Raw genomic sequence first — 24,777 nt, forward strand, 5'->3', positions numbered from 1 at the left:
GCTTAAACCGCCGGTTCTGCCAGCGGTTTTGGCTTGCTGCGGGCCATGGCGATAAGCGGCAGGACGATGCAGATACAGCCCAGCAGCAGCGGCAGGCCCGGCTGCTCGTCAAACAACCATACCCCGATGGCCACCGCCATCAGCAGACCGGTGTACTCCGCCGAGGCGATCTTGCTCGCCTCCGCCTTGCGATAGGCCACCACGCACAATCCTGCATAGACCATGATCAGCGCCGAAGATCCGAAGGCGGGCCACCACATCTGCCACTGCCAGTTGCCCCCTTCCCACAATGCCAGCGCCAGAATGAAGGGCATGCTCAGCACGTTGGTGAAAAACAGGGTCTGGGCGATGGGCTGCTTGAGCGGGATCCGCTTGATCAGCAGATTGTTGAGCGCCATCGACAGCGCCACCCCAAGCGCCGCCAGCGCGGCCCAGTTCACCTCGGTCGGGCGCAGCACGATCAATACCCCGATAAACCCGATAACCGCGGTCAGCACCTTCTGGCGCGAGATCGCTTCCCCCGCCATCCACACCGCCAGCGGCACCATCATCAGGGGGGCGGCATAGAAGAGGGCATTGGCAGTGGCGAGCGGCAAGCGGGTGAGGGCCACTACCATCAGGCAGACGCCGACCGCCCAGATATGGGCCCGCAGCAGGTGCCACTTGATGGCCACCGGTGGATTGCGGCGCCATGACCAGAGCAGCCAGGGCATTAGCAGAATGGCGGCCGAGAGCTGGCGGAAAAAGACAAACTGGAAGATGGGCTGATCCGGCTCCAGCACCTTGACCAGCGCATCGGAAAAAACCGCCACCATATTGCCCAGCACCAGATAAAGGATGCCGATCCCAACTGCATTCATACCACCTCCCACTTCAGATGGGCGGAGGGTAGCGTGCCGGTTGATATCCAGTAAAATGATAAAAAATGACCACTCATGAGATATTTAGATAATGAAGCTTCCTCCTCTGCGTGCGGTGCAATATTTCGAGGTGGTGGCCCGGTTGCTCAGCTTCTCCCGCGCCGCCCTTGAACTGAACGTCAGCCAGAGTGCGGTCAGCCACCAGATCCGCCTGCTGGAGGATTTTCTGGGTGAGCGCTTGCTGCTGCGTCAGGGTCGGCTGCTCTCGCTGACAACCCAGGGGGAGAGCTACTTCGAAGGGATTGCCGCCGGGCTCAGCCAGATTGCCCAAAGCAGCGAACAGCTGCGTGGTGGTGGCGAGATGCGAGTCCGGCTCGCGGTCTACAGCTCGTTTGCGGTGAAGTGGCTGATCCCGCGGTTGGCTGGATTGCGCCAGCTCTACCCCGAGCTGGATTTGAGTCTGGAGATGGTGGCGGAAGACCCCGAACTCTCCGATAGAGTGGCGGACTGCTTTATCACAGTCTCACCCCACGGGCGTGGCTATTGCCACGATCTTATCTATCAGGAGCGGCTCTTTCCGGTCTGTAGTCGCCGCCTGTTGCAGCAGATCAGCGGGGAGTGGCCCGAGGCCATCTGGCAGCTGCCGCTGCTTTCGGTGCAGTCCATCTACAAGGCGCGGGGGGAGGATTGGCAGCGCTGGGCCAAGGCGGGTGGGCTGGTGATTCCGGACGAGGCGCGGATGCACCACTTCAGCCATGTGCTGTTGGCGATGGAGGCGGCAGCCTGGGATCAGGGGGTGGCATTCGTGAATGATTACATGCTGCGGCCCGATGATCCCCAGCTGGTGGCCTTGCCGGTACACCAGCTGGAGACGGGGGATGCCTTCTACTTTACCTGCAAGCGCTCGCGGGCCCATGAGCCCGCCATCAGCCGATTGCGCCAGTGGCTGATGATGGAGACACGCCAGAGCATGCCGCTCTAGCCTGCACCGTTACGCTCTCTTGAACTGGCTCAGCACAAACAGGCTGGTGGCACAGACGACGACCGAAGGCCCAGCTGGGGTGTCCTGATACCAGGAGAGGGTCAATCCACCCAGCACGGCGAGGCAGCCAATCAGCGCGGCAAAGCCAGCCATCTGCTCCGGCGTCTGGCTGAAGCGGCGGGCGGTGGCGGCGGGGATGATCAGCAGGGAGGTGATGATCAACGCCCCGACAAACTTCATCGCCACGGCGATCACCAGCCCAATCAGCAGCATAAGCACGCAGCGCAGCACATCGACCCGGATCCCTTCTACCCGTGCCAGCTCTTCCGAGATGGTCATGGAGAGCAGGGGGTCCCACAATCGCCACAGGGTGAGCAGCACCAGCGCGCCACCGCCGTAGATCCAGAGCAGATCTATCGGTTGCACCGAGAGCAGGTCGCCGAACAGGTAGGCCATCAGATCCACCCGCACGTTATCCATAAAACTCAAGGTAACCAGACCGAGCGACAGGGCGCTGTGGGCCAGAATGCCGAGCAGGGTATCGGTCGCCACTTGCTGGTTGCGACTCATGATCACCAGCAGCATCGCCATGGCGAGGCAGCAGACCACTACCGCCAGAGTGAGATCGACCTGCAGCAGGATGCCCAGCGCGATGCCGAACAGGCAGGCGTGGGAGAGGGTGTCGCCAAAGTAGGCCATCTTGCGCCATACCACGAAGCTGCCGAGGGGGCCGGCCAGCAGGGCGATGCCGAGACCGGCCGCGAGGGCGTATAACAGAAAGCTGTCCACTTGAATGTCCTGTTGCTTGCGCTATTTGCTGTGAGCGTTGTTGCGAGAGGGCAGGCGGATGACGGGAGCCTGCGGTTCATGATGATGGTGTTCGCCGTCGCAGTGGTGATGGTGGGTATAGACCGCCAGCACCTCCTGCTCCGGTCGCCCGAACAGGCGGGCAAATTCGGGGTGGCGCGCCACGCTTTCCGGCTCGCCATGACAGCAGACGTGGCGATTGAGGCAGATCACCTCGTGGGTGCTGGCCATCACCAGATGCAGGTCGTGGGAGACCATCAGCACGGCGCAATTGAATTCGGCGGCGAGCTGACCGATCAGGGCGTAGAGCTCGATCTGTCCGGTGATATCAACCCCTTGCACCGGTTCGTCCAGCACCAACAGCTCGGGCTTGACCAGGAGGGCGCGGGCCAGCAGCACCCGCTGCATCTCGCCGCCGGAGAGTTTTTGCATCCGGTTTTCCAGCAATCCCTCTGCGCCCACCCGGGCCAGCGCCTCCTCGATGGAGAGACGGCTGTTTTTGCCCAGCTGCAGGAAGCGGCGCACCGTCAGCGGCAAGGTGGGATCCAGATAGAGGCGCTGTGGCACATAGCCGACTCTCAGATCGCGGCTGCGGGTGATCTTGCCCGAATCCGGGGTGAGCAGACCCAGCACCAGCTTGCTCAGGGTGCTCTTGCCCGCCCCGTTGGGGCCGACGAGCGTGGTGATTTTGCCTTTATTGAGGGTAAAGGAGACCTTGTCGAGCACAGAGCGTCCATCAAACGAGAGAGAGACCTCTTTCAGCTCTACCAGTTGGCTCATGACAACTCCGGGGTTTACAGCCAGTGAGAGTTATAATATAACAAAAAGCGGCTGTTATATTATCACATACTCACCCCCTGACGAGATTTACCAATGAGAATTATTGCGCTTTTCACTGCCCTGCTGGCGGTGAGTTTGCCTGTTCGTGCCATTGAGGTACTGACCACCATCAAGCCGCTAGGCTTCATCGCAGCAGCGATCACTGACGGGGTGAGCGAGCCCAAGGTATTGCTGCCCACCGGCGCCTCTCCCCACGATTTTTCCCTGCGCCCTTCCGATATTCGCAGCATCAACAGTGCCGATCTGGTGGTGTGGATTGGCCCAGAGCTGGAAGGTTTTATGGCCAAGCCGCTGGCCAATCATCCCCATGCTCTGGCCCTGACTCAGGTTGAGGGGATGCCGCTGTTCAACTACGCGACTCAGGATAGTCACGATTCCCATGACCATGATGATCACGATCATGCCGCCCACGAGCACGGTGACCATGATGAAGGGCATGAGGGACATCATCACGAAGGGGTCGATCCCCATATCTGGCTTGGCCCGACGCAGGCCAAAGTGATTGCCAAGGCGATCGCAAGTGAATTGGGCAAGCTGGATCCGGCCAATCAGGCTCGTTATGACGCCAACCTCGCGGCATTTGATACCAAGGTGGATGCCAAAGACAAGGTGATTGCTGGCCAGATGAAGGCGGTGAATGAGAAGGGGTACTTTGTCTTCCACGAGGCGTATGGCTACTGGGAGCGCCACTACGGCATGAGTTCAAAGGGTCACTTTACCGTGAGCCCTGAGCGTCGCCCGGGCGCCAAGACGCTAGTGGATATTCGCAAGGCACTGGAAGAGAAGCAGGCGAGCTGCATTTATGCCGAGCCGCAATTCTCACCGGCTGTGATCGAATCGGTGGCACGCAATACCGGCGCCAAGGTGCTGTTGCTGGATGAGGTGGGTGAACAGGTACCGCTCGGCCCGGATGGTTATCCCCAATTCATGCAGCAACTGGCAGACGCATTCGCACAGTGTCGCTGATCGCCTGCTGAGCCTCTCATCCGGAGGGACTATACTGACCTCCAGCATCTGACATGGAGTGTCCGGTATGAAATGGTTGTTGATCCCGGCCTGCACGTTGGCGCTATGTTGCGCCAGTGTGCAGGCTTCGCGTCTTTCCGAATATATTGCCAGTCCGGATCTGCGGGCCAAGCTGCAGGAAGTGTATGGTGGCCGGGCCATCCAGCGGGCCGAGGCATTTTCTCGCTTGCTCACCCCCAGAGCGGGTACAACCGACCAGCAGAAGATCGAGCTGGTGAACAACTACTTCAACAATCTCACCTATAGCGAGGATCCCAAGCTGTGGGGTGATGAGGATTACTGGGCCAATCCGCTGGAGTTCATCGGTGCCCGGGGTGGGGATTGCGAGGATTACAGCATCTCCAAGTACTACACCCTGATGGAGCTGGGGGTGGATGAGAAGAAGCTGCGACTGGCCTACGTCAAGGCGGTGCGTTACAACCAGTTCCACATGGTGACACTCTACTTCCCGACACCCAAAGCTGACCCACTGGTGCTCGACAACATCAACAGCCGGATCCTGCCGGGTAGCAAGCGTACCGATCTCATTCCCGTTTACAGTTTCGATGCCAAAAGCATCTGGATCATGAAGTCACGGCGGGAAGGGACGCTGGCGGGGAGTGCCGATCGGCTGGCGCAGTGGACATCGATGAAGACCCGTTTCTCCAGCGAGCAACTGCGCTCTCCCCGTCGTCAGCTATAGCTTGCCTGCCGCTTTCAGCTCCTCGAAATATTTAGCCGCGCCCGGATGCTGCTCAATACTCAGTACCGGGCCGGTTTTATTGCGTGCCCGGTGAAACATATTGGCGTAGCCATAAGTCTGCTCATTGAACTTGGTCTGCTGGGTCAGCATGGCCTTGGTCAGACGATAGACAGACTCTTCCGGCATGTTTGCATTGGTGACCAGGGTGGCGGCAATGGCAAAGGTGGGGGTCGCCTTCAGATTGCCGGGGTAGATGCGGGCGGGCACCTGACTACGTTGGTAATATTTGACCCCTTTGAGTAGCTGATCACGGGTGGCCCCATCGATGGGGAGGAAACTGACCGCGCAACGTTTGGCGGTGTCGAGCACAATCCGGTTAGGGTGTCCCATCACCAATGCAAATGCATCGATCTGCTTGCTACAAAGCGCATCCGGCAGGTTGGCCATGCTTTTCAGATCGAGATCCTGCTCTTTCGCTCCCAAGATGTTGAACAGGGTCAGCGCCGTCTGGCGTGTTCCCGAGCTCTTCAACCCCATGTCGATGGGGGCGAGCTTGAGCTGTTCCAGTGAAGTGATATCGCCATCGGCACGGATCACTATGGTGAAGGGCTCGGCATGGGTGGCAAACAGGGCGCGCAGCTCAGGTTGCGGCTGCGTGGCAAAAGGGCCCAAGCCCTGGTTTGCCTGATATAGCCAGTCTGATTGCACCATGGCGTAGGAGGTCTCGCCACTCTTTAGCCGCTTCAGGTTTTCTATTGAACCCGATGAGCTTTGCAATGTGCACGCAAGTTGCTCATCGACCTCATGGGCCAGACGGCAAAACTCTTTGGTTATCTGGTGATAAATCCCCTGCTCACCCCCGGTGGTGATAGTGACGGTTTCAGCCATCAGGCCGGATTGCCACAGCAGGGGCAACAGCATGGCGAGCTTCTTCATGATTGCGCCTCCTTGGCATAACCATCGATACCCCAGGTCCGCAGTTTGTCGATGTCGCGACACTCTCCCGATTCTGCCAGCAGGGTATAACCGGCGGCATGCATGGTTTGGGAGAGCAGATTCCAGTAGAGCGGCGCATCGGTCAGCTGACAGCTGATAAAGATGGGATTGAGCGGGTCAAGTTGATTGAAGGTATCCGCATTGAGGGGAATGGCGCTGAAGGCGAGCTCACACCCCTGTTCCTGCAACGCGGCCAAGGTAGACTGGCCGTGGGCGGGGAATGTGGCTACATCCCAGCGCCAATCCAGTGTTTTTCCTCGCCCCTGGCTTAGCAGAGGGGCGATCTCGGACCATTGCGGGTGATTGAGCAGGGAGAGGGGCAGCAAGACCCCTTCTATATGAGAGTGCTGCCACTGTTGCAGGGCGCTCTGGATGGTTGCGAGATCGCTGTCGGCACCGAGGGGCTGACTGGGCAAGAAACGCTGATAGAGGGCGATCTCCCCTTGTGTGGAGACAAATTTTTGCAGTTGCCCACCTTCCGGCAGCGGGCTCACTCCTTGCAGCGGCTGTGGGGGCGTCAGTGGCAGCTGTTTTCCCAGCTGGGTGATTTTGAGTCGTTGTTGCAGCAGATCCCGTTTGCGTTCGGAAACCAATTGGTTGATGGAAAGTGCCACTTCTTTGAGGTCTTGCAACCAGGGAGTGGGCAGGGTGCTGTTGAACTGGTGTTTGCGGATACGGATCAGCTGCAGGTTGATCTGCTCCAGGGGCTGCAGCAGGCGTTTGCACACCAGGGAGATGATCAGGGTAAATACGACGAGGCCCGCCAGCAGCGCCAGACCGGTGCGACTGATGGCATTCCACAGATGCTGATAGGCGTAGCCGCTATGCCCCTCAAGGGTCAGAGTGCCCAGCATGCGCCAGCCATCGGTCAACTCTTGCTCAATCTTGACGGGGGGCATGCCGATAACCGAGGGAAGCCAGCCGGGGACATTTTGCTGGGTAGAGTGGAAGACCTTCTGAAACAGCAACTGGCCATCAGGATCGATCAGGGTGACCGAGCTGACGAAGCCGCCGTCGAACATGGCATTGACGATGGTCTCGGCCAGCACATTGTCGTCATTGAGCAGGGTTCCTTGCAGCACCAGCCCGAGAGCGGTGACGGCGGTTTCCAGGTTGGCTGACATCTGGTCGAGGATGGATTGGCGGACCGTCGTGACTTCCAGTGCAAACAGCAGCGCTGCACCGATCAGGAACAGGACGACAATTATTCTGATTAACAGTTTTGCTAACGACATATCCACTCCATGGAAAAGTTATCGCAACATTTTGGGTTTCTATTCAGTATCGAATCCGACCCGGTTCTTAAAAATAGGAAAAAATGGTTAAAAAAGACGATCATTTCTGCCCATCCGGGCGGGTTATGCATAAAATGTGAGGTTCATGCAGATTGTGATGAACTATTTGTAACTATTTGTGTCCAACAAACAGTTTTATACGGTTTTGTCACAACTGACATCGCAACTCACAATCTTTAGATCTAAATACAGGATAGCGGATGAAACGTCTCCGTCCCTTGGTAGTACAGGCTGCCAATTGGGAACCACCGGTTCCCCGCAAACACTTTTACGCCATGCTGATGCTGACGGCCATGACCCTGTCAGCAGTGGCATTATTGCCAGCTCCGGGTGACATCCTCGAGCGGCCGCTGCGTCTTGAGTTGCCCATTGATACCGCAGGTACGGCAACCAACGAAAACAACACCGACTTTAACGAAATCCCCGATCACGAACTGGTTGATCAAAGTGCGCCGGATGACGACATCCCGGTTGACACCACCCCCCAGTGGCAGGATTACCGGGTCCGCAACGGCGAAAACCTGACCGCTATTTTTAACAATCTCGGTCTCTCCACCACCACCCTTTACAAGGTGCTGGACGCCGATAACAAGAATTATCTGGCGCGCCTCAAGCCGGGCCAGAATATCGAGCTGCTGATCGATCAGGACAACATCCTGCAGCAACTCAAAATCCGCCTGAACATCAAGCAGACGCTGGTGATGGCGCGCAGCGACGATGCCTATACCGCCTCCATGATCAATGAGAAGGTTGAGTGGCAACCGCAGCGTTACAACGGCGTGATCAACGGCAGCTTCTATGTTAGTGCCCGCAATGCGGGGATTCCGGCCAACCATATCCAGAAAATTGCCAACCTGTTCCAGTGGCGGATGAATTTCGCCAAGGATCTGCAGAAGGGCGACAAGTTCAAAGTGCTGGTACGCCAGGAGACGGTGGAAGGCAAAAGCACTGGCAACAGCCAGCTGCTGGGTGTGGAAGTTACCAGCCAGGGCAAGACGGTGTCGGCCTGGCTCTCCGATGACGGCAACTACTACGACGGTCAGGGCAACAGTCTGGAGCGCGGATTCCGCCGCTACCCGACCCATAGCCGCTATCGGATCAGCTCCAATTTCAACCCGGCGCGCAAACATCCGGTAACCGGTATGGTGCGTCCTCACGAGGGCACCGACTTCGCGGTGCCGGTGGGCACGCCAGTGCTGGCGACCGGTGATGGTGTCGTCCAGAAGGCAACCAGCCACCCGCTAGCGGGCACTTATATCGTCATCAAGCATGGCCGTACTCTCTCTACCCGTTATCTGCACCTGAGCAAGCTGCTGGTCAAAACCGGTCAGCGAGTGAAGATGGGCGACAAGATCGGCCTCTCCGGCAACACAGGTCGCTCGACCGGTGCTCACCTGCACTACGAGCTGCGGATCAACAACCGCCCGGTCAATGCCATGACCGCCAAGCTGCCGATGGCTGAACCGCTCAGCGGCAAGGAGCGTCGTCAGTTCCTTGCCAAGGTGAAGAGCTACCGCAAGGAGCTGGCCGCGGGTTGATTCCTGTCGTCACAGCCTGAAATGAAAGGCCCCGCCAGATTGGCGGGGCCTTTTTACATGCACAGTGAGGGTTAGTAACCCTTGTCGAAGTCGATCTTGCCATCCAGTGGCTGGCCATCGATAAAGCGGATGTAGTTGCGCACAAAGATCTGGGCCACATCATCCGGGAAGCTGTAGGCGCTGTTGTGGGGGGTGACGATGAGGTTGGGTTGGCCCCACAGCGGACTGTCGGCGGGCAGCGGCTCCTGCTCGAACACATCCAGCACCGCCATCGCCAGCTTGCCGGTACGCAGTGCGGTGAGCAGATCGCCAGAGTGCACGGCGCTGCCACGACCGACGTTGAACAGGATGGCGCCCGGTTTGCAGTGTTCGAAGCGGGCGGCATTGAACAGATGACGGGTATCGCGGGTGGCTGGCAGCACGCTGACGATGACATCGGCCTGCGCCAGCATCTTGTTGAGCGCAGGCAGTTGATAAACCTGATCAAACCCGGCCCGCTCCCGACCGCTGCGGCTGATGCCCAGTACCTTCATGCCAAAATGTTTGCCGGTGTGGGCAATATGCTGACCAATGCTGCCGGTCCCCAGGATCAGCATTGTGCGCCCCTTGAGGCCCTGATAGGGGTGGCTTTGCCACAGTCGCTGTTTCTGCTGTTCCCGATAAAGGGGAATTTGGCGCATCAGGCTGAGCAGATGACCAAAGACATACTCGCTCATCAGTGGGCCGAAGATGCCGCGGACATTGGTGAGCTGATAGTCGCGGCGACTGTCAGGGTCGAGCAGCACATCGACTCCCGCATAGGTGGACTGGAACCAGCTCAGCTTGTTGGCTTTGGGCAGCAGCGGTTTGGCACGGGCCGGTTCGGCCATCAGAATATGGGCTTCGCCGATCAGCTTCTCGGCATCGCTCTGGTTATCGGCCCGCAGAATGCGCAGATGGGGGAGGTTGGCGGCCTTGAGCAGCCGTTCGTAGTGAGCATTATCCTGGCTGAGCAAAAGAAGGGTACGTTGGCTCATACTCTTGTTCCTTATCAGAATTTGCGGCGCAACAAGATGCCGCTCTCGACCCATCTTACCTGACTTCATATCGCAACATAGCCGACCAGGGCGCTTTTTCGTTTTCGCCGCGCGCCTCGTGGGCTACAATCTGCCCCACATTTTGCAAAGGATCCGACTCCAGTGTTTGGTGACAAGTTTTATAAGCGACTGGCCGAGCTACAGCCTTGGCAACAGACCGTCTACACCCTGGCGCTGGCAGAGCGCATGTACCCCAACTATGCCCTGTTCTGTCAGGCCTCCGGCTTTGGCAATGCTGGCGCTTTCCGGCATGCGCTGGATCAGATGTGGGTCTACCTCACCGTCAAGGGATCCCGGGTCAATCTGGGGGCCATTCTCGAAGAGTTCGAGTCTCACATTCCGGATCCCCGCAAGTTTGAATCCTACGGCGCCTATCCCGCGCTGGATGCCTGTGTTGCGCTGGGCTGCGCCTATAACTCGGTGATCTGCCGGGTTGGCGAAGAGGCCAACGATGCCAGTCATGCCTCAGTCGGTACTGTGGCCGGTTTTATCGAGCTGCTGGAAGAGCGGGATCTGACCGAAGAGGAGCTCTACGAGCACGAGTACATGGAAGCCGAGCTGGAGTTCCAGGTTGAACTGCTCAAGCGGGTTGCTCATGAGCGCGACAGCGATCGTATCCTGGCCATCAGAGTATTTGCCTCTCAGGATGGCGTCTCCAATATCGGGATCAGCCTGGAAGAGTAATCCTCTGCGGCCCCTGATCGAAAAAGCTCCCGTTCGGGAGCTTTTTTTATGCCTGAAATTGTTCAGCAGCTTATGCCTGCTCTTCGGTGAGGGGTCTGACGCTCAGCACCGGGGCTGCGTCGATTTCGTCTGCATTCATCATGGCGGAGATGCGTTGCAGGGAAGAGAGCAGCAGGGTCTGTTCCCACGCTTCCAGCGCCTGAAAACGCTGGATGAAGCGCTCTTGCAGCGGGGTCGGGGCCTGAGCCAGCAGGGCGTAGCCTGCGTCAGTCAGTGTCGCGTGAACCTTGCGCTTGTCGGTATTGCTGCGAACGCGCTGCACCAGTTGGCGGCTCTCCAATCGGTCCATGATGGTGGTGGCGGTAGCCTGGCTCATGTTGGTGTGATCGGCCAGCTGGCGCATGGAGGTCTGTCCCAGCTCGTCGATCCCTTTGAGCAGCAAGAGTTGCGGGGAGGTGAGCCCGGCTTCTTTGATCAAGCGCCTGGAGTGCATGTCGATGGCACGAATAATCTGGCGCAGGGCGACCAGCACTTCATCATGTTTTTCCATGGGGTGTGCGTCATTGGAGGGCTATGGAGAGGGGCAAAATTTTCCGCCTAATTCGTCATAAGGTCAATATGGTTTTTGCTGTAATAATTTCTGCTCTAACTAATTTTGTGTTAGGTTGACGGGCATTTCACGGAATTCACCCTGGCATTTGAGGAGCTAAATGATGAATGACGAGCTGGATATCAAGTCTCTGGTGGCCGAGTTACGTGTGGTCAGAGTACGCTATGAACTGCCGGATACCTCGGCTTTTGTGCGCTATCAGCCTGCCTATGATGAAGACCCCAACAACCTCAAGGTACACCACTATGATGGTGAGTTACCCCTCTCTTGCAGTGAGACAGGTACTTTCAACCTAAAGGAGTTGGTGAATGAATTACGCTACGCCTATGTGCTGGTGCACCTCTTTCCTGACGAAAGTGCCATGAACTTCTATCTGACTGGCCTCGATACCGGCCTGGCACAGCTGGAGTTCATCGGTGGCTCTTACGACTTCAACCGCCTCTGGATCACCAGCGGTATCTCCAATCTGGGCGTCCCCATGGCCATCTTCCTTGGCAAGCGTCACGCCGTGAATGGCCAGCCCTCGGTTTCGCTGGTGGATCACCGCGAACAGGCGGCCGGCAAACTGGTCTATCGTGCCATCGGCGGCGCCGGTGATCATGTGGGCGAAGACTTTTTCAACAACGACTAAGGAGGCTGGATGCGAGCAAGCAAAGGGCTATTGAAAGGCCTCAACCCGACTATGGCCATGACGGCCCTCACCGTGATCACCCTGTTTTTGCTGTTTGGCGTATTTGTTCCCGATACCGCGGCCGCCTGGTTTGTCGGTGCCAAGGATCAGATTATTGCCGGATTCAAGTGGTACTACATTCTGGTGGTCGCCCTGTTCCTGTTCTTCGCTGTCTACCTGATGTTCAGCCGTTTTGGCAGCATCCGGCTGGGTGACGACGACCAGGTACCGGAGTTCGGCTACTTCGCCTGGTTCTCCATGCTCTTTAGCGCAGGCATGGGTATCGGTCTGGTGTTCTGGAGCATCGCCGAGCCGATGAACCATCTGCAGGGCAATCCGTTCATTACCGAAGGGATGACCCCGGAAGCGGCCCAGATCGCCATGCGCCTCACCTTTTTCCATTGGGGCCTGCACCCCTGGGCCATCTATGTGATCGTTGGCCTATCGCTGGCCTTTTTCAGTTATCGTCGCAAGTTGCCGCTGGCGATCCGCTCCGTGCTTTACCCCATCCTCGGTGAGCGCATCTACGGCTTCTGGGGCCATGCGGCCGATGTGCTGGCGGTGTTCGGCACCGTGTTCGGGGTGGCTACCTCCCTTGGTCTGGGGGTCTCCCAGATGAATACCGGCCTCAACCAGATGTTTGGTATGGCGGTGTCGCAGTCCAACCAGCTCTGGCTGATTGGCGGTATCAGCCTGATCGCCACTCTGTCGGCGGTTTCTGGGGTCGGGCGCGGAGTGAAAATCCTCTCCGAGCTCAATATCTGGCTGAGCGTCTTCGTACTCGCACTCTTTCTGGTGCTGGGGCCGACCACCTATATCCTCAACGCCTATGTACAGAATATCGGTGATTACCTGCAGAACATCGTCAAACTGAGCTTCTGGACCAACACCGAGGCCAATGGCACCTCGGCCTGGCAGTCGAGCTGGACGGCGTTTTACTGGGGCTGGTGGATTGCCTGGGCGCCGTTTGTCGGCATGTTTATCGCCCGCATTTCCAAGGGGCGTACTATCCGCGAGTTTGTGCTCGGTGTGCTGCTGGTACCCTCGCTGCTCGGCATGTTCTGGCTCACCGTGTTTGGCGGTACGGCGATGAATCTGGAGCTGTTCGGTGGTGGTGGCGTGGTCGCTGCGGTCAATCAGGATGTGACGCTGGCGCTCTACAAGACGGTCGAGCTGCTGCACTGGGATACCTTCGGCTGGATCGCCAAGGCCGTGTTGACCCTGCTCATCTGCACCTACTTCATCACCTCCAGTGACTCGGGCACGCTGGTCATCACCACTCTGCTCTCCATCGGTGATCAGGAGCCGCCGGTACTGCACCGCACCGTATGGGGTCTGGGGCAGGGGCTGGTTGCCGCTATCCTGCTGGTTTCCGGCGGCCTGGCGGCCTTGCAGGCGGCCAGCATCATAGCGGCGCTACCCTTCTCGGTGATCATGCTGGCGATGTGCTATTCGCTGATGCTGGGGCTCAAGCAGGAGAGCCAGCGCCAGTTTGAGTATCGTCAGAACCTCAAGCGCCACGATGGCTCATCCCATATGAGCCTGATGGAGCGAATTGGTCCGGCATAACGGCACCAGAAGAGGGCTGACTCCCCTTCCTATGTAAACCTGGATGCAAAACGGCCGCCCTGGCGATGCTCTCCTTGCGGAGTTCATCATCAGGGCGGCCGTCTGTTATGGGGCCGAGGTTACTCCTCGATAAAGGTCCACTCATCCTTGATGCGGCTGATGGCATCGGTCCGCTTTTTGGCGAGCTGCTCCTTGATCTCTTCCCCTTTGAAACCGGCCGCCACTATTTCTTTCACCGGCACCGCCTGGGCGGCAGCCAGCGCTTCGGCCACATAGTCCGGCTCGGCGTAGACCCGCTCCTCGAAACCGGTGCGGCCATGGAAGTCGGCGCGACAGGCATCCAGCAACTGGGCAAAGCGCTCGGGGCGGCGCCAGGCATCCGCCTTGTCGAACACCTTGAGCAGGGTGGCGGGCTTGAGCTCAAAGGCGATATGGATGTGGGTATGCAGATCGCTCACCAGCAGCGCCAGATCCCGGCACTCGTTGGGAACCCGGAACCGCTCGCACAGGGCGCGAATAAGCGGCAGCCCCTTCTGGCCGTGACCGCGATGGCTTGGCCAGAACTCCTGGGGGGTCACTCCCTTGCCAAGGTCGTGGCAGAGGGCAGCAAAGCGGACGGTCAATTCCGGGGAGATCCGGCACGCCTGCTCCAGTACCATCAGGGTGTGGATGCCGGTGTCGATCTCCGGGTGCCATTTGGCCGGGGCGGGGACGCCGAACAGAGCGTCGATTTCGGGGAAGAGCGCCTTGAGGGCGCCGCACTGGCGCAGCACCTCGATAAAGATCTGCGGGGTCGGCCCCAGCAGCACCTTCTCCAGCTCCTTCCAGACTCGCTCCGGCGTGAGGTGGGCCAGCTCGCCAGCGGCCGTCATCTCGCTCATCAGGGCGAGGGTCTCCGGCGCTATGGTAAAGCCCTGAGCGTGGAAGCGGGCGGCGAAGCGGGCGACCCGCAGGATGCGCAGCGGATCTTCGGCAAAGGCAGGGGAAACGTGGCGCAGCAGCCGTTTTTCCAAATCCTCGATGCCACCGTAGGGATCGTGGAGTTGGCCCTGATCATCCTCGGCGATGGCGTTGATGGTGAGATCCCGGCGCAGCAGATCCTGTTCCAGTGTCACATCGGGGGCGGCGTGGCAGACAAAACCGGTGTAGCCCTGACCCTGTTTGCGTTCGGTACGGGCGAGGGCATACTCCTGCTGGGTTTTGGGGTGAAGAAATACCGGAAAGTCGCGACCGACCTGGGTAAAGCCCAGCGCCAGCATCTGTTCCACGGTGGCACCGACCACCAGATGATCCCTGTCGCCCTGCGGCAATCCCAGCAGGCGATCCCGCACTGCACCCCCAACCAGATAAGTCTGCAAACCGTCTCTCCCGTCATCAATCGTGGGGCCGAGTATATCGTCTTTGTTACCGCTTTGCTGCTTGACCACCACCCGCCCGCAGCGCCAGTCAGCGCGGCTTTGACTTGGGCGTGACGAGGCCTTACGCTGCCGCACCAGACAGCTGGCGCTGTGCTGCGGGATGACTTTATGCCCGCGCAGGCCAGATGAGCCGAAGGAACCGCAGAGTTCCCCATATATCAACGACATGAGAACAACGTGAATCAATCAACCTTCGCAAGCCGGGTTCTGGAGTGGTACGAGCTTCATGGCCGCAAAACCTTGCCCTGGCAGCAGGAGAAGACCCCTTACCGGGTCTGGGTCTCGGAGATCATGCTGCAGCAGACCCAGGTCGCCACAGTCATCCCCTATTACCAGCGTTTTATGGCGCGCTTCCCCGATGTGGTGGCGCTGGCCGATGCCCCTGTCGACGAGGTGCTGCACCACTGGACCGGGCTGGGCTACTACGCCCGGGCCCGCAACCTGCACAAGGCGGCCCAGCAGATCCGCGATCACCACCATGGCCTCTTTCCCGAGCGCTTTGACGAGGTGATGGCGTTGCCGGGCATTGGCCGCTCAACCGCCGGGGCCGTGCTGTCGCTCTCTCTGGGTCAGCCCTACGCCATCCTTGATGGCAATGTGAAGCGGGTACTCACCCGCTGGCTGGTGCTGCCGGGCTGGCCCGGCCAAAAACAGGTGGAGAACGAGCTGTGGGAGATCGCCATCCGGCTGACTCCCAAACTGGGCGTGGCGCAATACAATCAGGCGATGATGGATATCGGGGCGACGATCTGCACCCGCAGCAAGCCTGCCTGTGATCGCTGTCCGGTGTGGGCCGATTGCCAGGGGCTATCGCAAGGCAACCCCACTGCCTACCCCAACAGCAAGCCGAAGAAGAGCATTCCGGCCCGCGATGGCGTCATGCTGCTGATCCGCCATGGTGACGAGTTATTGCTGGAGAAGCGGCCGCCACAGGGGATCTGGGGCGGGCTCTACTGCTTCCCGCAGGTGGCCTCGCTGGCGGAGGTGGATGGTCTGCTGGCATCCCTCGGCCTGAGCCATCACGGTTATCGTGAACTGGCCGGTTTTCGCCATACCTTCAGCCACTTCCATCTCGATATTCAGCCGCTGCTGATTGACATTGATGAGGCGCAGCCGCTGCGGCTCATGGAAGCAGATAACCGACTCTGGTATAACTTATGCCATCCTGCCGAGGTGGGGCTGGCGGCCGCCACGGCCCGTCTGCTCGCCTATCCAGAGTTACAACCATAGAGGTCAACATGAGCCGTACTGTATTTTGCCAACGCCTGAAAAAAGAGGGCCCGGGTCTGGATTTCCAACTCTATCCCGGTGAGCTCGGCAAGCGGATTTTTGACAACATCAGCAAGGAAGCCTGGGCCGAGTGGCAGAAGAAGCAGGTGATGCTGATCAACGAGAAAAAGCTCAACATGATGAATCTTGAGCATCGCCAACTGCTGGAAAAAGAGATGGTCAGCTACCTGTTTGATGCAGGTGAAGTGCAGATCGAAGGTTACACCCCGCCTGCCCAGTAAGCTCTCCGGCTGTTGTACGTGTGAACAGGTGCGGGAATGGCGCCACACTGGCGTGACCGCTCCTGAAGTCGCAGCAAATGAATGATGGGCAGCTCTGCTGCCCGGTTTGAGGATCCTATGGGCCGATTTTTTTGGCTGCTGTGCACCCTGCTGTTTCTCTCTGCCTGCTCATCCTCCCCCAAGCCCAGCGGGAGTGAGGATGACGATCTGGTCAACGGCAAGGACATCCGCGGTTTTGAACACATGATCAGCGCGCTCTCCCATAACGTGAACGAGATATGGGGGCGGGAGGCGCTGTTTGCGGGCAAGTTTGACTACGTCAAATACACGGATCAGTACAAGAGCCGGGCCCACATCGACTTCTCCAGCGGTCACATCATGGTGGAGACGGTCTCGGGCATCGATCCCCGCGCTCACCTGCGTCGCGCCATCATCGAGACCCTGCTGACGCCGGACGATCCGGCCGAAGTGGATCTTTACTCCGACCGGGAAATTCTGACCGGCGGCGAGCCCTTCCTCTACGGTCAGGTGCTGGACAATCAGCGCCAGCCAATCCGCGCCTCCTGGCGCGCCGAGCGTTATGCCGATTACCTGCTCAACACGGCGATGAAGAAGCGCACTCTGGGTATTCGCACCATCTTCTTCGTCGATATACCCATGGTGGCCAACCATGAAGACCGACGGGGCTACAAGTATGCGGGGATCATCCGGGAAGCGTCGCGCAAATACGGCGTGCCGGAGAGCCTGATCTATGCGGTGATCAAGACCGAGAGCAGCTTCAACCCCTATGCGGTGAGCCATGCCAACGCTTATGGCCTGATGCAGGTGATCCCGGCTACCGCCGGTCGTGACGTCTATGTTCGGGTCAAGGGCAAGAACGGCCAGCCGACCCGGGAGGAGCTGTTCAACCCGGCCTACAACATCGATGTCGGTACCGCCTATCTGCACCTGTTGCAGACCGTCTATCTGGCGGATATTCAGGATCCGCGCTCCCGTCGCTATGCGGTGATCTCCGCCTATAACGGTGGCGCTGGCGGGGTGCTCAATACCTTCTCCAGCGATCGCAAGGCGGCGCCGGGCCGGATCAACCGGCTCTCCCCCGAGGCGGTCTATCAGGTGTTGACCGAGCAACATCCCAAAGAGGAGGCGCGCCGTTACCTCTACAAGGTCAATCAGGCCGAGAAGGGGTTCAAGAGAGCCTTTTCCAGTCGGGCCGGTTAAGCGGTGACGCTGGGTTAACCATGCAAAAGGGCGCTTGATATCAAGCGCCCTTTTAACGTCTGGCCAGTTCGTCGTTGAAGTGGCCTTATTTGGCGATAAAGCCGCCCTTGGTCTGCGGGGCCGCGCCCACTTTCTCCAGGGTTTTCACTTCCACTTCGGTTTTGTTCCAGCTGTGGTCCACTTCACCACGGATGCGGATCTGATCATCCGGGCCCACTTCAGTGCCACGCCACACATCCTGATCCACTTCGACCTCCACCTCACCGCTGGCATCGCGGAACAGATAGTTCTCGCCGCCCAGGTGCTTGACCAGTTTCCCTTCCAGGGTGGCCCAGCTGTCATCGGCCAGATCTTTCAGTTGAGCAACGGAAACCTTGTTCTGCTCTTGCGGGCCGGTATAGGCCGCCATGGCAAAAGAGGAGACAGACATCAGGGTCAACAGTCCGATTACGCTTGCGCTTGCCTTGTTCATTTCATACTCCTGTCGTTGGTATGGGGGCATTGTGCCGGGGGGGGCGTGAAACAAGCGTGAAAGAAATAGGCTGGTGTGATTGTCTGTTTTGTGAGCGCAAGCGATTTCATCGGTGGCGGAACATGTGTGATTTCATCTGGAACTGTAATCTGTCGCCTTCACCAGAAGTCAGTGGCAGCAGACTCTTCCCATGCCTGTCGCCACTCGAGGAGAAGTCCGCAGGTCTCACCTGCTTAATCGAAGAGCATAACAATATGAAAAAATGGCTTGTTTGTTTATTGGGGTTAATGGCATTGACCGCGCAAGCGGCAGAGGGACGCCAACCTTTTTCCCGGGTTGTGATGTTTGGTGACAGCCTCTCCGACACCGGCAAGATGTACAAGAAGATGCGGGGGTATCTCCCCTCCAGCCCACCCTACTTCAACGGGCGCTTCAGCAACGGCCCGGTGTGGCTGGAGCAGTTGGGTGACGAGCGCTTCCCCGGTCTGGTCGTGGCCAACGAGGCGGAAGGCGGTGCGACCGCGGTGGCCTATAACCATCTGGGGGCTCTGAACGGCTGGCTCGGTTTCTGGTCATGGGATCCCAAATATCAGGTGATCAACAACCTCGATTACGAGATCGATCAGTTCCTGAAAAAGGACAAGTTCCGCCCCGATGATCTGGTGGTGATCTGGGTCGGTGCCAACGACTATCTGGCCTATGGCTGGAACACCGAGCGGGATGCTGATCGGGTGATCGATACCATCCGGCTGGCATCCAACCGGTTGGTGCTCAACGGTGCGCAGCAGATCCTGCTGTTCAACATCCCGGATCTGGGGCAGACCCCGTCAGCCCGCAGCATGAAGGTGGTGGAGAAGGTGCGCCATGTGGCCAGTTACCACAACCAGAAGTTGCAGAACCTCACTCGCGAGCTGGCTCCCCTTGGCATCGTGAAGCTGTTCGAAGTGGACAAGCAGTTTGACGAGATGATGCGCGATCCCCAGCAGTTCGGGCTGAGTGACACAGAACACGCCTGCTACGGTGGTGGCTATACGTGGAAGCCGTTCTCCGGCAGCGCCGCCGAGGTGGCTGCGACCCCGGCTTTAAGTTTCTCCGAAAGAGTGGCTATTGCCGGTAACCCGATCCTGGCGCAGGCGGTGGTGAGCGGGCAGGCAAAAGGGCGAGCAGCGACTCTCAACTGCGATGAGCATATGTTCTGGGATCAGGTGCATCCGACCAAGACGGTGCACAAGGTACTGAGCCAGCGTGTTGCTGACTTTATCGATCAGCACTACGAGTTTGTTCGTCACTGATATCGCTTCGGGCCAGCATGTTGCTGGCCTTTTTTCCCTTTCAGCCCTCATCTGTGCGTCTTTTTGCGTCACGTCCAGTTCAAATAACAAACGTTTGTTGCTGTTTTTGTAACGTGGTTGCGTTAGAGTGTTTTTTGTTAATTGATATCAGTGACTTGAAAATAGGCTAACGTTGATATGCTGCGATCGCTTTTGGGTGGTTGCACCTATAAGACGAGGTGATATCAATCAACCTCCTCCTACATAAAGTTGCAGAGGCTCAAACATGAAAAAATCATTGATTACCTTGCTGGTTACCGGCTTGCTGGCGGCCAATGCCCAGGCTGCCGGTCAAGACAATACCTGGTATGGCGGTGCCAAACTGGGTTGGTCCAACTTCTACGGCATTGATGAAAGCAATGCCCTGACCCTTGGCAATGAGACCAACGATGCCTTGGGTGCAGGCGTGTTTGGCGGTTATCAGATCAACAAGAATCTGGGGTTGGAGCTGGGTTACGACTATCTGGGCAATTACAAATACGATGCCACTACGGCGGCAGGCGCTTTCAGTGATGAAGTAAAAGCACAGCTGGCTCAACTGACCCTGAAACTGGGCTTCCCGGTTACCGATAATCTGGATCTGTATGGTCGTGTCGGTGGCGGTTATGGCTGGGCTGATACCAAGAGCGATGTCTACAAAGATGACAGCCGCTTTGTCATGGTCGGTGCACTGGGTGCCGAGTATGCGTTCAACCTCGACTGGGCAGCTCGCCTAGAATATCAGTACACCACCCCGTATGGCAGCCGCGATGATACCGGTCTGAGAATGGATAATGGCCTGCTCTCGCTGGCAGCGGTTTATCGCTTTGGTCAGGTAGCCCCTGTGGCGCCCGCCCCGGCTCCGGAACCTGCTCCTGCACCTGTGATGGTTGAGAAGCAGTTCACCCTGAGCTCCGATGTGCTGTTTGACTTCAACAAGGCGACTCTCAAGCCAGAGGCCAGTCAGGCACTGGATAGCCTCTATAGCCAGATTGAAGAGGCGCGACCCAAAGATGGCGTGGCAACCGTAATTGGTCACACCGACCGTATCGGTTCCGATGCCTACAACCAGAAGCTCTCCGAGCAGCGTGCCCAGACCGTTGCCAACTATCTGGTTGGTAAAGGGATTCCGGCCGCCAAGATCAATGTGGAAGGGCGTGGTAAATCCTCACCGGTTACCGGCGACAGCTGCGTCAGCAAGTCCAAGCGTGAGCTGATCGTCTGCCTGGCTCCGGATCGCCGTGTTGATGTGAAAGTCGAAGGTGTCAGCGAGGTGCAGGAGTAATCCTTCACACTGAGAGGGTCTCCAATGGGGCTGCAATAAACAGCCCCTGTCGGAGCAAGAGAGACCAAAAAGCCAGTCAGTTGATCTGACTGGCTTTTTACATTGGCATTGCGGCCGGGCAGGGGACTAAATCAGGAAGGGAGCGGCATCACCCGGTTGCGCCCCAGCTCCTTGGCCTTGTAGAGCAGCTTGTCGGTACGTTCGACCAGGCAGTCTGCGCTCTCCTGACCGTTGAACTCACCCACGCCAAACGAGGCAGTGATGTGGTCGATGCGGCGGCCCGATTTGCGATCCAGAATCGACATCCGCTCGATGGCGCGGCGCATGCTCTCCGCCATCTGTCTGGCCAGCGCCAGCGAGCGATGGGGGACCAGCATGGCGAACTCCTCCCCACCCAGCCGATAGGCGGTGACCCCCTCCTTGCAGGCATCGCGCAGCCGTTTGCTGAAGGCGCGCAGCACCTGATCGCCGAGCAGGTGCCCATATTCGTCGTTGAAGTTCTTGAAGCGATCGATATCGGCGAGGATCAGCGAGAAGGGGTGCTGGCTGCGGATCAACCCCTCCAGCTCCAGATCGAAGGCGCGGCGGTTGAGCAGGTTGGTGAGGGCATCCTCGTTGGCCAGCTTGCGCGTCTCGTTGAGCGCCGCCCGCAGCTCCTTGATCTCTTTCTCCGCATTGCTGAGCTGGTTGCGAAAGTGCATGGTGGACATGCGCACGTCCCGGGATTCGCGCACCAGCTCTCGCAGGATCCCCATGGTGTCTTCCAGGCTGAAGCCCTCGTCATCAATGCGGCTGAGCTTGTCAAAACTCTTGTCGAGCATCTCCTGAAACATGCCGGTATCAGAGATGGCGTCCTGCATGGAGTGGCCGAGCTCGTTGGCCATGGCGGCGAGGCTCAGTTTCATCGCCTCCATCTGCTTCTCGTCCTGAGCGGCCAGATACTGGTGATAGAGGCGCTCGCAGGTGGTGAGCGAGCAGGTTCCCTGCATTTTGACAGCCTGATCGATCGCCTGGTTGAGCTCGGGCATGCTGGCCGAGACATAGTTGTACCACAGGTGGTAATTGTCCGGCGTCGTGGGGATCTGGTACTTGATCATCAAGGGAACCGCCTGTTTGAGATAGGCGGCGGATTGGGCAAATGTGTCCTTACTCATGAGTTCTGTGTCTCATCATGCCAGCGAACTGAAGATAGTATGACAGAGAGATTGGCCAAAAGGCAGCCGATGGATGCCATTCGCCCCCCCCTCCGATATAATGGCACCGTTACCACCTACCCTAAGGCCTGCTTATGTCTCAAAAAGATCCTTTCCTCGAACGCGAGGCCGAAAAATACGATAACCCCATCGCCAGTCGCGAGTTGATCCTGGAACTCATCAAGGGCCATGAAAAGCCCATGTCCCGTGAAGAGTTGGCCAAGGTCCTCAAGCTGAAAGATGAAGAGCCGTTGGAAGCCTTGCGTCGTCGTCTGCGCGCCATGGAGCGTGATGGACAACTGGTATTCACTCGCAACCAATGTTATGCCCTGCCGGATCGCCTGAATCTGGTCAAAGGTTATGTAATCGGCCACAAGGATGGCTTCGGTTTTCTGCGTCCGGAAGGTGGTGGTCCGGATCTGTATCTGAACAACCGAGAGATGCAACGCCTGATGCATGGCGATTACGTGCTGGTGCAGCCGACCGAGATCGACCGCAAGGGTCGTCAGGAAGCTCGTCTGGTGCGCCTGCTCAAGTCCCGTGAGGCAGACATTGTCGGCCGTTACTTCGTCGAGAATGGCGTTGGTTTCGTGGTGCCGGATGACAGCCGTATCGGCCAGGACATCATCATCCCGGAAGGGGAAAACAAAGGGGCTCGCCAGAGCCAGGTCGTGGTTGTGCGCATCAATCAGCGCGCCACCTCCCGCATCAATGCCGTCGGTACCGTCCTGGAAGTGCTGGGTGAGAACATGGCGCCGGGCATGGAGATCGAAATTGCCCTGCGTACCCACGGTATCCCGCACACCTGGCCGGAAGAGGTGACCAAAGAGGTTGCCGGTCTCGGCGAACAGGTGCCGGAGAAAGCCAAAGAGGGCCGCATCGACCTGCGCGCCCTGCCGCTGGTGACCATCGACGGCGAAGATGCCCGCGACTTCGATGACGCCGTCTTCTGTGAAGCCAAACGCGGTGGTGGCTGGCGTCTGTGGGTTGCCATTGCGGACGTTTCCGCTTACGTGAAGCCCGGCACGGCGCTGGATGCCGAAGCGTATCAGCGCGGCAACTCCGTCTACTTCCCCGAGTTCGTGGTGCCCATGCTGCCTGAGGTGCTCTCCAACGGCTTGTGTTCCCTGAACCCGCAAGTTGACCGCCTCTGCATGGTGTGCGAGATGACCATCTCCGCCGCTGGCCGCATGTCCGGCTACAAGTTCTACGAAGCGGTAATGAACTCTCACGCCCGTCTGACCTACACCAAGGTTGCCGCGATCCTCGATGGCGATCCCAAGCTGCGCCAGCAGTATGATCCGCTGGTGGGCCATATCGAGGAGCTCAACAACCTCTACAAGGCGCTCAAGCATGCCCGTCACCAGCGCGGTGCGGTGGAGTTCGAGAGCGAGGAGACCCGCTTCATCTTCAACGCCCAGCGCAAGATCGACCGCATCGTGCCGCTGGTGCGCAACGACGCCCACAAGATCATCGAAGAGTGCATGATCCAGGCGAACGTGGCAGCTGCCCGTTACATCGAGAAGAACGAAGCCTTTGCCCTGTTCCGGGTACACGATCGTCCTGGCGAAGAGCGTCTGACCGGTTTCCGCGACTTCCTGGCCGAACTGGGTCTGGAGCTCAAAGGCGGCCTCGAGCCCGAGCCGAAAGACTTTGCCGAGCTGGCTGCCAAGTTTGAAGGGCGCCCGGATGCGGAGCTGCTCTCCACCATGCTGCTGCGCTCCATGCGTCAGGCCATCTATCAGGCTGACAACATCGGTCACTTCGGTCTGGCGTTGAAGTCCTACGCGCACTTCACCTCGCCGATCCGTCGCTACCCAGACCTGATCCTGCACCGGGCGATCAAGTATCAGACCGCCAAGGAGCAACAGGGCAACCTGCGCCACAAGTGGACCCCGAGCGGTGGTTATCACTACCAGCTGGAAGAAGTGGACCCGATGGGCGAGCACTGCTCCATGACCGAGCGCCGTGCCGACGATGCCACTCGCGACGTGGCCGACTGGCTCAAGTGCGAGTACATGCTGGATCACGTGGGTGACGAGTTTGACGGCGTTATCGCCAGCGTCACCGGCTTTGGCTTCTTCGTGCGTCTGGCGGAGATCCACATCGATGGTCTGGTGCACGTCAGCACCCTCACCAACGACTACTACCAGTTTGATCCACTGCACATGCAGCTGATCGGCGAGAACTTCCGCCGTCGCTACCGTCTGGGCGACAAGGTGCGGGTCAAGGTGATGGGCGTCAATCTGGACGATCGCAAGATCGACTTCGTGATGGTGGAAGAGCCGCTCAAGGCCACCGGCAAGAACGCCAAAGAGATGGCGCGCAAGCAGGCCGAGATCAAGAAAGAGAAGGCCAAGAGCGCTCAGCGCCACGAAAAACGTAAAGAGGGCAAGGATCACGGCAAATCCGACAAGGGTGGCCGCGCCAAACCCAGCAACAGACGACCGGGCAAAAAAGCTCGCGATAAGGCCAAGGGTTAAGCCCTCGGCCTATGGCTTGGGTCCAGCGACCCGGGGATAGGCTGTAACGGGCTGATGGTCCCGCGTTATCTTCGCCAGTGCCTGATAGTCTTGGCGATGAAAAAAATCCGAACCCTATTACCGGGGTTCGGGTTTTTTTATGGTCAGCGAAAAGGGGAGGGGCTCAGCCCTTCGGCGGAGAGCGGCCAAGCGCCGTGCCTATGGCGAGGGGCATACTCCCTGCGCGATGGTCACTCTATTGGCTGCTAC

Annotated in this window: 23 protein-coding genes; 13 read left to right on the top strand and 10 right to left on the bottom strand. The window is 58.6% G+C overall.

All coding sequences use genetic code 11. The features are described 5' to 3' along the window. Window positions 1-2: 2 nt before the first annotated feature. Entirely contained in the window at window positions 3-860 is an 858-nt protein-coding gene (locus AB5Y67_RS12165; RefSeq protein WP_128834201.1) for a DMT family transporter, read from the bottom strand. A gap of 91 nt (window positions 861-951) precedes the next feature. Between AB5Y67_RS12165 and AB5Y67_RS12170 the strand changes: the two genes are divergently transcribed. Next, window positions 952-1,842 carry a LysR substrate-binding domain-containing protein gene (locus tag AB5Y67_RS12170; RefSeq protein WP_107682801.1) on the top strand — a complete coding sequence of 297 codons (891 nt, stop codon included), beginning with the start codon at window positions 952-954 and terminating at the stop codon, window positions 1,840-1,842. A gap of 9 nt (window positions 1,843-1,851) precedes the next feature. On the opposite strand, the gene znuB is transcribed toward AB5Y67_RS12170, so the two are convergent. Beyond that, complete coding sequence (gene znuB / locus AB5Y67_RS12175) at window positions 1,852-2,631, bottom strand: zinc ABC transporter permease subunit ZnuB (protein ID WP_042019412.1); 780 nt, start codon at window positions 2,629-2,631, stop codon at window positions 1,852-1,854. A gap of 21 nt (window positions 2,632-2,652) precedes the next feature. Then, window positions 2,653-3,429 carry a zinc ABC transporter ATP-binding protein ZnuC gene (gene znuC, locus AB5Y67_RS12180; RefSeq protein ID WP_005354861.1) on the bottom strand — a complete coding sequence of 259 codons (777 nt, stop codon included), beginning with the start codon at window positions 3,427-3,429 and terminating at the stop codon, window positions 2,653-2,655. Between the two features lie 93 nt (window positions 3,430-3,522). Between znuC and znuA the strand changes: the two genes are divergently transcribed. Both znuA and AB5Y67_RS12190 read left to right on the top strand, forming a co-directional pair. Beyond that, on the top strand, window positions 3,523-4,455 hold the full coding sequence (gene znuA, locus AB5Y67_RS12185; protein WP_199427750.1) for a zinc ABC transporter substrate-binding protein ZnuA: 933 nt from the start codon (window positions 3,523-3,525) through the stop codon (window positions 4,453-4,455). Between the two features lie 67 nt (window positions 4,456-4,522). After that, complete coding sequence (locus tag AB5Y67_RS12190; RefSeq protein ID WP_042052461.1) at window positions 4,523-5,197, top strand: transglutaminase-like cysteine peptidase; 675 nt, start codon at window positions 4,523-4,525, stop codon at window positions 5,195-5,197. Here the strand turns inward: AB5Y67_RS12190 and AB5Y67_RS12195 are convergent. Both AB5Y67_RS12195 and AB5Y67_RS12200 read right to left on the bottom strand, forming a co-directional pair. Beyond that, on the bottom strand, window positions 5,192-6,133 hold the full coding sequence (locus AB5Y67_RS12195; RefSeq protein WP_111900247.1) for a TAXI family TRAP transporter solute-binding subunit: 942 nt from the start codon (window positions 6,131-6,133) through the stop codon (window positions 5,192-5,194). The genes AB5Y67_RS12190 and AB5Y67_RS12195 overlap by 6 nt on opposite strands. Continuing rightward, window positions 6,130-7,428, bottom strand: coding sequence for a LapD/MoxY N-terminal periplasmic domain-containing protein (locus AB5Y67_RS12200; RefSeq protein WP_064341643.1), 1,299 nt, complete (start codon window positions 7,426-7,428; stop codon window positions 6,130-6,132). Before AB5Y67_RS12200 ends, AB5Y67_RS12195 begins: the two co-directional genes overlap by 4 nt. Window positions 7,429-7,688: 260 nt before the next feature. Between AB5Y67_RS12200 and mepM the strand changes: the two genes are divergently transcribed. Beyond that, complete coding sequence (gene mepM / locus AB5Y67_RS12205; RefSeq protein ID WP_042081590.1) at window positions 7,689-9,026, top strand: murein DD-endopeptidase MepM; 1,338 nt, start codon at window positions 7,689-7,691, stop codon at window positions 9,024-9,026. A gap of 71 nt (window positions 9,027-9,097) precedes the next feature. Here mepM and AB5Y67_RS12210 read toward each other — a convergent pair whose 3' ends face one another. Further along, window positions 9,098-10,042 (bottom strand): D-2-hydroxyacid dehydrogenase, encoded by a 945-nt coding sequence (locus AB5Y67_RS12210; RefSeq protein WP_005363043.1) that lies wholly within the window; start codon window positions 10,040-10,042, stop codon window positions 9,098-9,100. A 162-nt stretch (window positions 10,043-10,204) separates the two neighbouring features. Here AB5Y67_RS12210 and AB5Y67_RS12215 point away from each other — a divergent pair, with 162 nt between their 5' ends. Further along, window positions 10,205-10,786, top strand: a complete 582-nt coding sequence (locus AB5Y67_RS12215; RefSeq protein ID WP_005335839.1) for a YjaG family protein — start codon at window positions 10,205-10,207, stop codon at window positions 10,784-10,786. Between the two features lie 70 nt (window positions 10,787-10,856). Here the strand turns inward: AB5Y67_RS12215 and AB5Y67_RS12220 are convergent, their stop codons facing one another. Continuing rightward, a complete protein-coding gene (locus AB5Y67_RS12220; protein WP_199415965.1) occupies window positions 10,857-11,336 on the bottom strand; it encodes a MarR family winged helix-turn-helix transcriptional regulator in 480 nt (159 codons plus the stop codon). Window positions 11,337-11,499: 163 nt separating this feature from the next. Between AB5Y67_RS12220 and AB5Y67_RS12225 the strand changes: the two genes are divergently transcribed. Continuing rightward, window positions 11,500-12,027 (top strand): hypothetical protein, encoded by a 528-nt coding sequence (locus AB5Y67_RS12225; protein ID WP_005335836.1) that lies wholly within the window; start codon window positions 11,500-11,502, stop codon window positions 12,025-12,027. 9 nt (window positions 12,028-12,036) lie between these two features. After that, the gene (locus AB5Y67_RS12230; protein ID WP_199427751.1) at window positions 12,037-13,635 is read left to right on the top strand and encodes a BCCT family transporter; all 1,599 of its coding nucleotides are present in this window, start codon (window positions 12,037-12,039) and stop codon (window positions 13,633-13,635) included. Between the two features lie 119 nt (window positions 13,636-13,754). On the opposite strand, the gene AB5Y67_RS12235 is transcribed toward AB5Y67_RS12230, so the two are convergent. Continuing rightward, window positions 13,755-14,993 (bottom strand): multifunctional CCA addition/repair protein, encoded by a 1,239-nt coding sequence (locus tag AB5Y67_RS12235; RefSeq protein ID WP_199427752.1) that lies wholly within the window; start codon window positions 14,991-14,993, stop codon window positions 13,755-13,757. A gap of 237 nt (window positions 14,994-15,230) precedes the next feature. On the opposite strand from AB5Y67_RS12235, the gene mutY reads away from it, so the two are divergent. The 3 genes from mutY (at window position 15,231) to mltC (ending at window position 17,785) form a co-directional block, all read left to right on the top strand. Then, the gene (mutY, locus tag AB5Y67_RS12240) at window positions 15,231-16,283 is read left to right on the top strand and encodes an A/G-specific adenine glycosylase (RefSeq protein ID WP_199427753.1); all 1,053 of its coding nucleotides are present in this window, start codon (window positions 15,231-15,233) and stop codon (window positions 16,281-16,283) included. Between the two features lie 8 nt (window positions 16,284-16,291). Continuing rightward, entirely contained in the window at window positions 16,292-16,564 is a 273-nt protein-coding gene (locus tag AB5Y67_RS12245) for an oxidative damage protection protein (protein ID WP_005335828.1), read from the top strand. Between the two features lie 117 nt (window positions 16,565-16,681). Then, entirely contained in the window at window positions 16,682-17,785 is a 1,104-nt protein-coding gene (gene mltC / locus AB5Y67_RS12250; protein ID WP_199427754.1) for a membrane-bound lytic murein transglycosylase MltC, read from the top strand. Window positions 17,786-17,870: 85 nt separating this feature from the next. Here the strand turns inward: mltC and AB5Y67_RS12255 are convergent, their stop codons facing one another. After that, window positions 17,871-18,257 carry a YgiW/YdeI family stress tolerance OB fold protein gene (locus AB5Y67_RS12255; protein ID WP_005335826.1) on the bottom strand — a complete coding sequence of 129 codons (387 nt, stop codon included), beginning with the start codon at window positions 18,255-18,257 and terminating at the stop codon, window positions 17,871-17,873. A gap of 254 nt (window positions 18,258-18,511) precedes the next feature. Between AB5Y67_RS12255 and AB5Y67_RS12260 the strand changes: the two genes are divergently transcribed. Both AB5Y67_RS12260 and ompA read left to right on the top strand, forming a co-directional pair. Continuing rightward, on the top strand, window positions 18,512-19,549 hold the full coding sequence (locus AB5Y67_RS12260) for an SGNH/GDSL hydrolase family protein (RefSeq protein WP_064341648.1): 1,038 nt from the start codon (window positions 18,512-18,514) through the stop codon (window positions 19,547-19,549). A 265-nt stretch (window positions 19,550-19,814) separates the two neighbouring features. Then, complete coding sequence (gene ompA / locus AB5Y67_RS12265; RefSeq protein ID WP_005335824.1) at window positions 19,815-20,852, top strand: porin OmpA; 1,038 nt, start codon at window positions 19,815-19,817, stop codon at window positions 20,850-20,852. Between the two features lie 131 nt (window positions 20,853-20,983). Here the strand turns inward: ompA and AB5Y67_RS12270 are convergent, their stop codons facing one another. After that, window positions 20,984-22,006 carry a GGDEF domain-containing protein gene (locus tag AB5Y67_RS12270; protein WP_019445736.1) on the bottom strand — a complete coding sequence of 341 codons (1,023 nt, stop codon included), beginning with the start codon at window positions 22,004-22,006 and terminating at the stop codon, window positions 20,984-20,986. A 134-nt stretch (window positions 22,007-22,140) separates the two neighbouring features. On the opposite strand from AB5Y67_RS12270, the gene rnr reads away from it, so the two are divergent. Then, a complete protein-coding gene (rnr, locus tag AB5Y67_RS12275; protein WP_064341649.1) occupies window positions 22,141-24,528 on the top strand; it encodes a ribonuclease R in 2,388 nt (795 codons plus the stop codon). Window positions 24,529-24,777 lie beyond the last annotated feature (249 nt).

This window comes from Aeromonas sp. s12, from assembly GCF_040907925.1.
In the GTDB taxonomy this organism is placed as follows: domain Bacteria; phylum Pseudomonadota; class Gammaproteobacteria; order Enterobacterales; family Aeromonadaceae; genus Aeromonas; species Aeromonas veronii.